This is a genomic window from Pseudalkalibacillus sp. Hm43, assembly GCF_054170705.1.
Window position 1 is genome coordinate 816,078 of the sequence record NZ_CM135129.1, and the last position, 13,191, is coordinate 829,268.

General features: G+C 44.3%; 13 protein-coding genes. All 13 read right to left on the reverse strand.

What is annotated here, in order from left to right:
- Positions 1 to 12: 12 nt before the first annotated feature.
- From ACXQIQ_RS04355 to fliM, 13 genes are read right to left on the reverse strand one after another with little or no spacing between them, the layout of a single operon-like run.
- Complete coding sequence (locus ACXQIQ_RS04355) at positions 13 to 2,022, reverse strand: chemotaxis protein CheW (protein WP_439299967.1); 2,010 nt, start codon at positions 2,020 to 2,022, stop codon at positions 13 to 15.
- Positions 2,023 to 2,034: 12 nt separating this feature from the next.
- On the reverse strand, positions 2,035 to 3,099 hold the full coding sequence (locus tag ACXQIQ_RS04360; RefSeq protein ID WP_439299966.1) for a protein-glutamate methylesterase/protein-glutamine glutaminase: 1,065 nt from the start codon (positions 3,097 to 3,099) through the stop codon (positions 2,035 to 2,037).
- Entirely contained in the window at positions 3,096 to 3,962 is an 867-nt protein-coding gene (locus ACXQIQ_RS04365) for a MinD/ParA family protein (protein ID WP_439299965.1), read from the reverse strand. The genes ACXQIQ_RS04360 and ACXQIQ_RS04365 overlap by 4 nt, the downstream gene beginning before the upstream one ends.
- Entirely contained in the window at positions 3,955 to 5,088 is a 1,134-nt protein-coding gene (gene flhF, locus ACXQIQ_RS04370) for a flagellar biosynthesis protein FlhF (RefSeq protein WP_439299964.1), read from the reverse strand. The genes ACXQIQ_RS04365 and flhF overlap by 8 nt, the downstream gene beginning before the upstream one ends.
- Complete coding sequence (gene flhA / locus ACXQIQ_RS04375; RefSeq protein ID WP_439299963.1) at positions 5,088 to 7,121, reverse strand: flagellar biosynthesis protein FlhA; 2,034 nt, start codon at positions 7,119 to 7,121, stop codon at positions 5,088 to 5,090. Before flhA ends, flhF begins: the two co-directional genes overlap by 1 nt.
- Before the next feature lie 35 nt (positions 7,122 to 7,156).
- On the reverse strand, positions 7,157 to 8,239 hold the full coding sequence (gene flhB, locus ACXQIQ_RS04380) for a flagellar biosynthesis protein FlhB (protein ID WP_439299962.1): 1,083 nt from the start codon (positions 8,237 to 8,239) through the stop codon (positions 7,157 to 7,159).
- 3 nt (positions 8,240 to 8,242) lie between these two features.
- Positions 8,243 to 9,016 carry a flagellar biosynthetic protein FliR gene (gene fliR, locus ACXQIQ_RS04385; protein ID WP_439299961.1) on the reverse strand — a complete coding sequence of 258 codons (774 nt, stop codon included), beginning with the start codon at positions 9,014 to 9,016 and terminating at the stop codon, positions 8,243 to 8,245.
- 6 nt (positions 9,017 to 9,022) lie between these two features.
- On the reverse strand, positions 9,023 to 9,295 hold the full coding sequence (gene fliQ / locus ACXQIQ_RS04390) for a flagellar biosynthesis protein FliQ (RefSeq protein ID WP_439299960.1): 273 nt from the start codon (positions 9,293 to 9,295) through the stop codon (positions 9,023 to 9,025).
- 27 nt (positions 9,296 to 9,322) lie between these two features.
- Positions 9,323 to 9,997: a flagellar type III secretion system pore protein FliP gene (gene fliP / locus ACXQIQ_RS04395; protein ID WP_439299959.1), complete on the reverse strand. Its 675-nt coding sequence runs from the start codon at positions 9,995 to 9,997 to the stop codon at positions 9,323 to 9,325.
- A complete protein-coding gene (locus ACXQIQ_RS04400) occupies positions 9,990 to 10,646 on the reverse strand; it encodes a flagellar biosynthetic protein FliO (protein ID WP_439299958.1) in 657 nt (218 codons plus the stop codon). The genes fliP and ACXQIQ_RS04400 overlap by 8 nt, the downstream gene beginning before the upstream one ends.
- A gap of 13 nt (positions 10,647 to 10,659) precedes the next feature.
- Entirely contained in the window at positions 10,660 to 11,025 is a 366-nt protein-coding gene (locus tag ACXQIQ_RS04405; protein ID WP_226550896.1) for a response regulator, read from the reverse strand.
- A gap of 17 nt (positions 11,026 to 11,042) precedes the next feature.
- Positions 11,043 to 12,200 carry a flagellar motor switch phosphatase FliY gene (gene fliY / locus ACXQIQ_RS04410; RefSeq protein WP_439299957.1) on the reverse strand — a complete coding sequence of 386 codons (1,158 nt, stop codon included), beginning with the start codon at positions 12,198 to 12,200 and terminating at the stop codon, positions 11,043 to 11,045.
- Complete coding sequence (gene fliM, locus ACXQIQ_RS04415; RefSeq protein WP_439301938.1) at positions 12,193 to 13,191, reverse strand: flagellar motor switch protein FliM; 999 nt, start codon at positions 13,189 to 13,191, stop codon at positions 12,193 to 12,195. Before fliM ends, fliY begins: the two co-directional genes overlap by 8 nt.

Genomic DNA, 13,191 nt, shown 5'->3' on the forward strand with positions numbered 1-13,191 from the left:
CTGAATCCTCCCTTATTTGATTAGATCGTTGCAATCAAGTATTAACGAAACCTTACCATCCCCAAGAATCGTAGCACCAGATATGGCGAAGACATTGGTCAGGTAATCTCCTAACGGTTTAAGGACGACTTCTTGCTGGCTGATGAATCGGTCGACGATCAAGGCTGCCATCTGATCTCCTTTTCGGACGACCACGATGGAATAAGTATCCTTTTCTTCTCCCACTGACTCGACTTCCAAAACATCTTTCATAGACACAAGCGGGACAACCTTGCCTCTGAAATCAATGACCAATTGGTTGTGTGCTTTCATCACATCACCCTTTGGAATGATGATGCTCTCCACTATGTTGGAAAGAGGAATCGCATATGTTTCGAGTCCGATCGTGACCAACATGACCGGTAAGATCGACAACGTCAACGGCAATTGGATTGCGAACTTGGAACCGCGTCCCGGCTTGGAGGTTACATGGATGTGACCTCCCAATGATTCAATCTTACTCTTGACGACATCAAGACCGACACCCCGACCTGAAATATCGGAAACAGTATCTGCAGTACTGAATCCAGAAGCGAACAATAGCTGAAACACTTCTTCGTCTTCCAGCTTTTCTGCCATCGCTTCATCGACGATATTGTTTTCAATCGCCTTCTTCAGGACCTTATCACGATTGATTCCGCCACCATCATCCTCAATATCGATGTAGATGTGGTTACCACTGTGATAGGCGGTGAGTGATATCGTACCAACTTCAGGTTTACCAGCTTCTGATCGCTTCTCCGGCATTTCGATTCCATGATCGACGGAGTTCCTTAACAGATGGACGAGTGGATCACCGATTTCATCAATGACCGTACGATCCAGTTCAGTCTCTCCACCAGTTACATTGAACTCGATTTTCTTGCCTAAATCTTTTGAAAGACTTCGAATCATACGCGGGAATCGATTGAATACAGTATCGATCTGCACCATCCTCAACGTCATGAGTGAATCTTGTAAGTCACTGGTCAAACGAGTGATATGCTCAACGGTATCTGTCAAACTACCGTTATCTATTTCTTTCGCGAGTGCTTCCAACCTGCCCCGGTCGATGACAAGTTCTTCGAAGAGGTTCATCAAACTATCCAATCGATTGATGTTGACTCGCATCGTCTTGTTGCTTGCTGCGGCTTTCGCGTTTTTCGTATTTTCCGGTTCTTTTTCCTGTTTCTTCTCTACAGGTTTATCCGTTTCAATTGCAGCTGCCGCTTCCTGAGTTGCCTCACTCGCCTCTTTCGTTGCATTGAATGGCGTAACCGAAACTGTCTCTACTTCTGAAACCTTACCGATTTTCGTTTGGACTTCATCTGCGTCCAAGTCAGTGATCAAGGTCACCGTAAAGTCTTGATCGAACTTCTCTTCTTCCAAATCGCTGACTGCCGGTGAAGAGTGGATGACTTCAGAGATTTTTTCAATGACTTCGAAAACCATATAAACGCGGGCAGCTTTAAGCATACATGTGCTCTCTAACGTTACCTTGACCGTAAATGCATTCATTCCTTGATCAATGGATTGCTGTAGGATCGACTTCTGAAACTCATCTAACCCAGTATCCTCTGAGCCAGTTTGAGATGATGGAGTTCCGGAATCTGAATCCGGATCCTCTCCTTTTTCGATCAAATTCAATGTATGGACGATGTCTTTCACATCCCGTTTACCATCCCCGCCTGCGATGATGGATTCAACCATCGCTTCAAGATGATCAACTGATTCGAACAATGCATCCACAGTGTGATCCTTGACGGTAATTTTCTCTTGTCTGATCGCATCCAATACGTTCTCCATCTGATGGGTAAGACTCGCTAAGTCTTCATATCCCATTGATGCAGACATCCCCTTTAATGTATGTGCAGATCGGAAAATGTCGTTGATGATCGCTATGTTTGATGGATCGTTTTCAAGCTTCAACATATGTTCGTTGATAGCTTGAAGGTGTTCCCGACTCTCCTCAACGAAAATCTCAAGGTATTGGTTCATATCCATATGTACAACCCCCTACTTTAAATAATGGACGATTCTTTCAGCTATGCTGTTTACAGGTACGATTTCATCTACTTTAGTCGTAGCGATGGCAGCCCTCGGCATTCCGAACACTACACAAGTCTCTTCTGATTCAGCAATGGCAATCGTCGATTCATCCTGCTTTAAAGATAAAAGACCGTTTGTGCCGTCTGAACCCATCCCGGTCATGATGACGGCAATCTTTTCGTAGTCTTCGATCTGTGTCAGGCTATTGAACATTTCATCTACAGAGGGACGGTGTCCTCTAGTCGGCGGTGTTTCATCATCAAGCTGGACATATAAGCCTTCTGTATCTTTCTTCACTTTCAGGTGGTGACCTCCCGGTGCGATATATACACAGCCTTCTTTGATCCGTTCACCTGTTTCTGCTTCTTTTACATTCAATTCAGATAATTTATTTAATCGCTCAGCCAATGATTTAGTGAACCCTTCCGGCATATGCTGCACGATGAGCACAGGAGCGTTGATTTCTTTCGGAAGTTTGGATATGACCTCAACAAGTGCTTTCGGACCACCTGTAGAAGTTCCGATCGAAATCAGTTTTTTCCTCTCGCCTTTTGCCCCTGACTTCAATGGTACTTTCGGTGTGATGGGGTCAGGTTGGATAGGAGGTTGTTCAGTAAAGTCTTTCGGTAAGTTCGCCTGGCTTGCGATTTTGACCTTTTCAACCAATTCTCCTTGAATTCTATGTATGTCTAATGAAATGGATCCAGATGGTTTTGAAATGAAGTCCACTGCACCGTTCTGCATGGCTTCAATCGTTTGCTTCGCTCCAGATTTGGTGACACTGCTGACCATGATGACTGGCAACGAATAATGATCCACGATTTTTTTCAAAGTGGTCAACCCATCCATCACCGGCATTTCTACATCAAGTGTGACAACGTCCGGAGAAAGTTTCGAGATTTTGTTTAACGCATCTTCTCCATTTCTTGCAGTACCAACAACTTCTATAGATGGGTCGCTGGATAGCAAATCTGAGATGACTTTCCGCATGAAAGCGGAATCATCAACAACCAACACCTTTATCATGTTCATTTGGCACCCTGCTTTCTAAAAAAGTATCGCGAAAATCGTTGTAGAAACCCTTCCTCTTGCATCCCCTTCATTTCAGATCCTTTTTTGTAGGCGTCGGACAACTGTTTCATTCCCCTGGAGACAGGAGCATGAGGTGAATGGAGCGTGTAAGGGATTTGTTGTTTCACGGCTTTAAAAACCAAACCATCATCTGGCAGGACACCTAACACCTCGATTTCCTTCTGTAAAAATTGCGTCGCGGCCAGTTGGATTCGCTTACCGATTTCTCTTCCTTCCTTCGGATTCTCCACTCGGTTGACGATGACAGATACTTTGGTCATTGGCTCTTGCCTCAAAATGAATTTCAACATCGCATATGCATCTGTAATTGCTGTGGGCTCGGGGGTAGTAACAAGCAATACCTCATCTGCAGCAGTGATGAATTGCAAGCTATCCTTTGAAGCACCTGCTCCCATATCAAGAAAGATATAATCATAAAGATCATGGATCACTTGAAGTTGCTCAGTGAAATGTTGAAACTGGCGCTCATTCAATTGGAACAGTTTATTCAATCCGTTACCGCCTGCGATGTAATCGATCTTTCCAGGACCGTTCTCTATGATCTCTATAATGGAAAGTTCCTGTTCTACGAGGTCGACGATATTCGCTTTGGAATGGACCCCCATCAAAATGTCCAGGTTCGCCATGCCGATATCGAGATCAAGCACGATTACCCTTGAGCCTGACTGTGCAAGCGAGATGGCAAGATTGACCGTTACATTTGATTTTCCGACGCCACCTTTACCGCTTGCGATTGCACATACTTTCGCTTGCTTCTTGTCATCCCCCAACCGTTTTCGGAGCATTTCCGCTTGATCATGCATGTTGGACATCTCCGATGACAAGGTCTATGATTTGTTGATGACTCGCTTCTTTTATATCATCCGGTACATTTTGACCAATTGTGATGTACGCTACACCAATGCCAGTTTGATGACTGATATTCAAAATATCTCCGTATGTTTCCGTTTCATCCTGCTTCGTGAACACTAGTTTATCAATTGGAACTTTTTCAAATTGGCTTACAATCTTCACCATATCAGCATGCTTGGATGTAAGTGAAAGTACGAGGAAATTTTCCATTTCCTCATTGAATTGATAAATGTGTTCCAGGTCAGTTACATATTTTGCGTTCTTGAAATTACGTCCAGCGGAATCGACGAGTATGACGTCATAATCACGGAACTTTTCTTTCGCTTGAATGAAATCCTCATGGTTGTAAGCTACCTCGAGAGGAATATTCAAGATCTCTGCGTAGGTCTTCAATTGCTCGATTGCCGCAATCCGGTATGTATCTGTCGTAATGAGTGCAGCTCTCTTCTTTTTATTCAGGACTGCATCTGCAGCGATTTTTGCTATGGTAGTCGTTTTCCCCACACCAGTAGGTCCAATCAGATTCAAAAATTTCTTATCATATTGAAAACCACCAAATCCTTCTTCCGGTAAAATGGAGAGCACGATCTCCCTCACCCAATCCAGTAGTTTATCATTTGCTTCCTGTTCAGAATCTTCCTGATACCATTTTTTCAACAGCTGTTTAGAAATGAGATCTCGCAGTTCATGATGGACACCTTGTTCCTCCAAGTGGTTCATGATGGTTACGATTTCTGGAGGAAGATGGCTCGAATGGCTTTTCTCCGTTGCCAGACTTCGTAACAGTTTCTGCATTTCATCGTAGTCAGAACGATTGAATTCTTTGGTTTCAGTCTTCTTAATACTGGTTGGTCTATTCGGCATCTTGAACTGTTCGGTTTCTTTGCTTTTGTCCGTATAGATCGGCTCAGGGTCTAAAGCAGCCACAACCTCCAAGGAAGGTTTTGTGAAAAAACCGAGAAAACCTCCAGTCCTGATTTCCTTAGAGTTCAAAATGACTGCATCTTTACCAAGATCGTTTCGAATCTTCTTCATCACTTCGGGCATAGTCGGTGCTATATACTTTTTCACTTTCATCAGACATTCACCACCCCTATGCTTTGTACTTCCAGATCAGGTTCCAACTCATTGTAGGACAACACAGTGACGTCAGGTAGATATCGTTCTATCAACTGTCGAACATACATCCTGACGGCCGGTGAACATAATAGAACCGTCATCGGACTGACTTCTTTCACTCTTTTGATTTCATTCGTAATCGAATCAAAGATCGCTTGTGAATCATTCGGATCCATAGCGAGATAATTGCCATGCTCGGTCTGCTGGACAGATTCAGCAATGCGTTTTTCAACGGTTCCCGCCAATGTGATCACTTTCAAACTGGATTGTTCATCTCCGAATTGCTTGGAAATTTGGCGTGACAACGATTGACGCACGTATTCTGTAAGTAGGTCTGTATCTTTCGTCATTTGTCCATAATCAGCAAGTGTTTCAAAAATGATCGGCAGATTTCTGATGGAGATATTTTCTTTCAATAGCTTGGAAAGCACTTTTTGAATATCCCCGATGTTCAATGGATCTGGAGTGACATCTTCAACAAGGGCAGCATGCGATTCTTTCAAATGCTCGATTAGCTGCTTCACTTCTTGTCTTCCCAGCAATTCATGGGAATGCTTCTTGATGATTTCGGTCAAATGGGTCGATACGACAGATGGTGGATCGACTACCGTGTAACCAGACAACTCAGCACGCTCTTTCAGATCTTCTGAAATCCACAGTGCTGGCAAACCGAATGCTGGTTCAACCGTCTCAATCCCTTCAATCTCTTCATCATCAACACCTGGAGACATAGCCAAGTAATGATCCAGGAGAAGTTCTCCCCTTGTGATTTCATTCCCTTTGATTTTGATTCGGTATTCGTTCGGTTGTAGCTGGATATTGTCCCTGATCCTAACGACAGGAACGACAAGACCGAGTTCCAGAGCTAGTTGACGGCGAATCATGACGATCCGATCGAGCAAGTCTCCACCTTGGCTCGTATCGGCCAAAGGAATGAGGCTGTACCCGAACTCGAATTCAATCGGGTCTACCTGTAAGAGATTGACGACACTTTCCGGACTCTTGAACTCTTCAGTCTGAACTTCTTCTTCAACCTCTTCTTCAGATACTTTTCGTTGTTTTTCGACACGACTCAACTGAAATCCTCCAAAAGCAAGCAATAATGCAATCGGAATTGTGAAACCATCGTGTATCGGTGTGAAAAGTCCTAGAAGGAATACGGTTGCTGATGCAACATACAACATGGCGGGATAGGCAAGCAATTGCTTCGAGATATCTTGTCCAAGGTTCCCATCAGACGCTGCACGCGTTACGATGATTCCTGTTGCAGTTGAGATGATCAACGCTGGGATTTGGCTGACTAGTCCGTCACCTACGGTCAACAACGTATAAGTTCCAGAAGCTTCTGACAGTGGCATACCTTGCTGGACCATACCGATGATGATTCCGAAAATCATATTGATGATGACGATGATGATTCCGGCAATTGCGTCTCCTTTTACGAACTTACTTGCCCCGTCCATCGCTCCGTAGAAATCTGCTTCTTGTTCAATCTTCTGTCTACGCTCACGAGCTTCCCTTTCGGAAATCAAACCGGCATTCAAGTCCGCATCGATACTCATCTGTTTCCCTGGCATCGCATCTAGCGTAAATCTTGCAGCAACCTCAGAAACACGTTCCGACCCTTTGGTGATGACGACGAATTGTATGATGATCAGTATGACGAAAACGACAAAACCGACGAGTACATTCCCTGCCACAACGAACGACCCGAATGTATCGATGACATTACCTGCCTTCGCTTGGCTCAGGATCGATCTCGTTGTCGAGACATTCAGACCAAGTCTGAAGAGCGTGACAAGGAGCAACAGCGACGGAAAGATCGAAAACTGCAACGGTTCATTCGTATTCATCGCGATGAGGATGATCAGCAGAGCTAAGGATATATTCGTGATGATAAGAAAATCGAGCATCCACGTCGGAAGCGGTATGATCAACATCGTGATGATTAATATGACACTGAGTAGGACTGTCAGATCTCTAGGCTTCATCGTTGTACGCTCCTTCTAATTCTTCAATGAATCTCTTAAACTAATTTCTTCAATCGATAGACATAAGCGAGTACTTCTGCAACGGCTTTGAATAAGGTTTCTGGTACTGTATCTCCAATTTCCGTCTGGTCATAAAGGCTACGGGCAAGAGGACGGTTTTCGACCGTTTCAATTTGATGGTGCTTCGCTACTTCACGGATCTTTAGTGCGACATAATCGACACCTTTCGCTACTACAACGGGTGCATCCATCTTTCCGTCATCGTATTTCAATGCAATCGCATAATGAGTCGGGTTCGTGATGACGACATCCGCTTGTGGAACTTCTTGCATCATCCGCTGCATCGCCATCTGTCTTTGCTTTTCTTTGATTTTTGACTTGATCAAAGGATCCCCTTCGGATTTCTTATGTTCATCTTTGACATCTTGTTTACTCATTTTGATGCTCTTTTCAAAGTCATACTTCTGATATGTGTAGTCCAACACAGCAAGGAAAATCAGCAGAACGGAGGCTGCGAGCCCCATCTGGATCGTCAGGGTGCCGATGACCGTCAATGAATGTTCAGCGGTACCTTTTGATAGGGTGAGTACGTCATCCCTTTTCAACCAAAGGATGGCGAACGTCACGAATCCGACGAGAGAGATTTTCAGAATTGATTTAAGCAATTCTACGATTGCCCTCATCGAATAGATTCTCTTGACGCCTTTCAACGGATTGATCCGTTCTAGCTTCAGTTTCAACGGATCCGTCGAAAAGAGGACACCGACCTGCAGATAGTTGGCAGCTACTCCGGCCACCATTGCGACCAGGAGTACTGGGGCAACGATCTTCGCTGCCTCAAAGGCTAAGGATGCCATGACTTGCTGAATGTTTTCTGTTGTAACATCGAAATGTATGAATTCACGGAAGCTCATCTGAAAAATGCCGAGTAATGAGTTCAACATGAAGGGACCAATAAGCCATAAAAATAAAAATACGATTAATAAGATAATGGCAGTATTCACATCGCTCGACTTGGCAACCTGACCTTTTTTACGGCTGTCTTGCCGCTTTTTCGGGGTTGCTTTTTCCGTCTTTTCCTGAGAGAAGTACTGTAAATCAAGCGAACGATAGGACATAGGCTATTGACCACCTAACAATTTCATCATTTTTCTCATCGTTTCGAGCATATCGATCGATAAAGCTTCGATCATTTGGAACATGATCGGAATGACAAGCAACAATACAAAGAAACTGACAAAGATCTTCAACGGTAAACCGACGATAAATACGTTGACTTGCGGTACGGTCCTAGAAACGATACCGAGTGCGAGATCGACTAGAAACAGACAGCCGACAACCGGTATGGCCATTTGGAACGCGATGTAAAACATCGTCACTACAGTATCCGAAACGAGCCTCGCCACATTCCCCTCTCCGAACATAAAGATCCATTCATCGATGGGAGCGAATTGATAACTCTGATAAATCCCATTCAATATCATGTGATGCGCATCAATGCTCAACAGAAAAAGAATGGCGAAGATATATAAATAACGCCCGATCAGCGGTGATTGGATCCCAGTCTGGGGATCGAACACGTTGGCAATCGCAAAACCCATCTGCAAATCGATGAATCCACCTGCAACTTGTAAAGCATACAGTAGGATTGCGGCGATGAATCCGATGCTCAATCCAACCATCAACTCTTTGATCAACAACAGGAAATACTCTCCATTGAGTGCAATGAGCGGACTTTGGATTGTTGTAACAATAATGAATGATAACGCGACAGAAAGTCCGATTTTATGAATCACCGGGATGTTGCGGTATGAAAAAATCGGTACTGTTGCCATGAAGCCGGTGACCCTGACCAATACAAGCAAGAAAGCTGGAAGCATGTTTACAAATTCCATATACGATTACAATCCTATATATTGGTTGATATTGCTGTATAGATCATGCGTAAATGTGATCATCTGGGTCAACATCCATGGACCGAAAAAGATGAGTGATACAAGCACTGCTGCGATTTTCGGAATGAATGCAAGCGTTTGTTCCTGGATCTGCGTCGTCGCCTGAAAGATACTGACGAACAAACCGACCGCGAGAGCTAAGATCAGAAGTGGTCCACTAATCAACAGAGTCGTATAGACTCCTTTTTCTGCAAGTGATATGACGAATTGTGTATCCATGGAAAGCAGCACCTTCTCTTAAATGATCTAATAACTCTCTAATAGGGAACGGACAATCAAGTACCATCCATCGACCAATACGAATAACAAGATTTTAAACGGTAAAGAAATCATGACCGGTGGCAACATCATCATCCCCATCGCCATCAACACGCTGGCAACCACCATATCAATAACCAGAAACGGAACGAAGATCATAAAGCCCATTTGGAATGCCGTCTTCAATTCGCTTATGGCGAATGCAGGGACGAGTGTAGTGAGCGGAATGTCCTGAACGCTTTCAGGTCGTTCTTCTCCTGTATAATTCATGAACAATGCCAGGTCTTTCTGCCTCGTATGCTCTGCCATGAACTCTTTCATAGGTATGCTCGCTTGTTCCATCGCTTCTTCCTGAGATATTTCACCTTCTAAGAAAGGGGTCAGTGCTTGATCATTCACATCTGATAAAACAGGGCCCATGATGAAAAAAGTCAAAAAGAGTGCGAGTCCGATAAGAACCTGATTCGGTGGCATTTGTTGCGTCGCCAATCCGTTCCGGACGAATGATAGAACAATGATGATCCTTGTGAAAGAGGTCATCAGGACAAGAAACGCCGGTGCTAATGACAAGACGGTCAACAGGACTAACAATCGAACTGTAGTAGCTACGTTTTCTGGACTATTGTTGAACAGCTCATTGCTGATACCTGGTACTTCAATCATTGTCATGCCCCTTCTTCATTGCTTCCAAAATCGAGTTTCTCTTTTGTTTGGAGTCACTTAACTGTTTATCAAGGATATTCCTGAAATTCGATTTGCCTTGTTGTGCATCGTTGTTCCTCAAAGCATTGAACCAGCTATTCAAGCCTTTGATCGAGTCTCCAGGTGATGATGGGGACTCATTCATCCGTAATAGTGAGTCGATTTCGTCCGGGTCTTCGATCTCTTTGATCAGTTCAACGTTATCACCGACTCCGACGACGAGAATCCGGTTACCAACCTTCACCAATTGGACGGATCGGTGATTTCCCAACATCGTACCGCCGAGTGTTTGGATTCCTTTGCCTTGCTGGACGACTTGGGTACGTTTATGTAATAGCTTCAGCACAAGAATCAACAATGCCACGACAAACGCAAGAGCGAACAGTACTTTGAACATCGTACCTACAGAGGATACACTCGAATTCGTATTGACTGTCTCCACGCTCCCGTTGTTTGACTCTGACTGTTCTTGATTGTTCTCTTCTTTCATGCAATCTGCAACCGTTGTACAATCGGTTGGAGTCTGTGGTGTGTTCGCATGGATGGGAGCGGGTCCTAACCCAAGTACAATAACGATTAACAGGACCCGTACAATTCGTTTACAACTCAAAAATAGCACCTACTTATGCATCTAGTGTTTTCTTGATAGCTTCCAAAACACGATCCGCCTGGAACGGTTTAACGATAAAGTCCTTTGCACCTGCTTGAATGGCATCGATGACCATCGCTTGCTGCCCCATAGCTGAACACATGATGACTTTCGCATCCGGATTCATGCCTCGAATTTCCTTCAACGCAGTGATTCCGTCCATCTCTGGCATTGTGATGTCCATCGTTACAAGGTCAGGCGTATGTTCTTTATATAATTCAACTGCTTGTGCGCCGTCTGCAGCCTCACCTACAATTTCAAAGCCATTCTTACTAAGAATATCCTTGATCATCATTCTCATAAATGCTGCATCATCCACAATTAAAATTCGATTAGCCATTTTTATTCCCCCTAGGATTATTGTAATTTCTCTAAGCGATCTCTTTGACTGATGATTTCTGTAACTCTGACACCAAAGTTCTCATCGATGACGACAACTTCCCCTTTTGCGATAAGCTTCTGGTTGACCAGGATATCTACCGGCTCCCCAGCCAGTTTATCAAGCTCGATGATCGACCCTTGCGACAACTCGAGGATGTCCTTCACGGATCGTTTCGTCCGTCCGAGCTCCACCGTCACCTGTAATGGAATGTCCAACAACATGTCCAAATTGCGCTGATCCACTGTTACAGGCTCTTGTTGTGAAAAGTCCGTAAACGCAGCGGGATGGACATTTTCCTGTCTTCTATTTTGATAAGAAGGTTCCGCTCTCGGCTGAGGTGCAGGCTGAGGCGTCGGTTGTTGTGCAGGACGTTCGGCAGCTGGTTCACTGACATGTTGAGGTTGAGGAGCAGATTGTTGAGGAGGTTCCTCATAACTCATTTCCTCTTCCGGATTTTGCATCGGTTCTGGATTCATCAATTGATCGACAAGATCTTTACCGAAATACAGAGGTACCAATTGCATGATCCTCGAATCGATCAAATCTCCCACCTTCAATTTGAAGGACACTTGGACGAGCAATTCTGAGTCCGGGATGTTATCTGTGCCTTCATCTGAGTTGATGTCCATCAAATCAATACTCGGAGGTGAAATGTCGACCCTTTTGTTAAAGACTGTAGACATCGACGTCGATGCTGACCCCATCATCTGGTTCATCGCTTCCTGAACGGCGCTCAAGTGAAGTTCTCCAAGCTCTCCGTGCGGATTCGTCCCATCCCCTCCAAGCATCAAGTCTGCTATGATCTGTGCATCAGTGGTCTTGATGACAAGTAGATTGGATCCATCAAAGCCTTCAGTATAACTGACATTGACAGCTACATGTGGCTTCGGAAATTCATCAATAAGTTCGGATTTACGAACGACCGTCACGCTTGGTGTCGTGATTTCCACTTTTTGATTCAATAGAGTTGATAATGCAGTCGCAGCACTACCGAAAGAAATGTTCCCGATTTCGCCGATCGCATCTTTTTCGATGACGGTCAGCTCTTCTTCTTCACTGGAATCTGAAGAATCATCACCGCCTCCATTCAATAGAGCATCGATTTCTTCTTGGGAGAGCATGTCATCACTCATCGTCAAATTCCTCCTTTTTATAAACATCTATGATTTGAACGGCCATCTGGTTTTTCACTTTACCTGGTTGTCCAATGAATTTGTTCTTTCCCTGGACATTAATATTCAATGGAGCGGATATTTTTTGATCCAACTCCAGGACATCGTTGGTTGCCAGTGACAAGAATTCCTGTACGGAAATGGCACAGCGACCTAATTCAGCTGTAAGAGGAAGCATCGCATTCTTGACACGTCTCTCAAGCTTTTCAACTTCTTCTGGCAGCTTATCCCTTTGCTTCTTCTGCATCCAATGATGGACAGAGAGTTTTGGGATGATTGGTTCCAATACGACATGCGGTAAACAAATATTGATCATTCCGCTTGTCTCTCCGATCGTTGTCGTGAAAGAAATGACAACAACGGTCTCGTTTGGTGAAACCATCTGAAGGAATTGCGGATTTACTTCGAAATCAACCATTTCTGGTTCCACATCGACAATCGTCGACCATGCTTCACCGAAGCTATCTAACGCTTTTTCAAACAGTTGGTTCATGATTTTCGTTTCGATCTCTGTCAAACTATCAATCTTATTCATGCCTGCTCCCTGTCCACCCAGGGTACGATCGAGCATGGCATATGCGATGTTCGGATTGACTTCGATCAGCAACCGCCCTTCAAGAGGCGGGGCTTCAAATAGGTTGAGAATGGTCATCTTCGGTATCGAGCGGATGAACTCTTCATATGGAATCTGATCGACAGAAGCGACAGAAATCTGTACATATGTACGTAATTGTGCTGAGAAGAAAGTGGTTAGCAGTCTCGCATAATTCTCATGGATCCGGGTAAGACTCCTTACCTGATCCTTTGAAAACCGCAAAGCCCTTTTGAAATCATAGACTTTGACTTTCTTTTCAGCTTCTTCTTTCTTTAATTCTTCCGCATCCATCTCTCCGGTGGAAAGTGCGGATAACAGCGCATCGATTTCGTTCTGAGATAATACTTCAGCCAACAG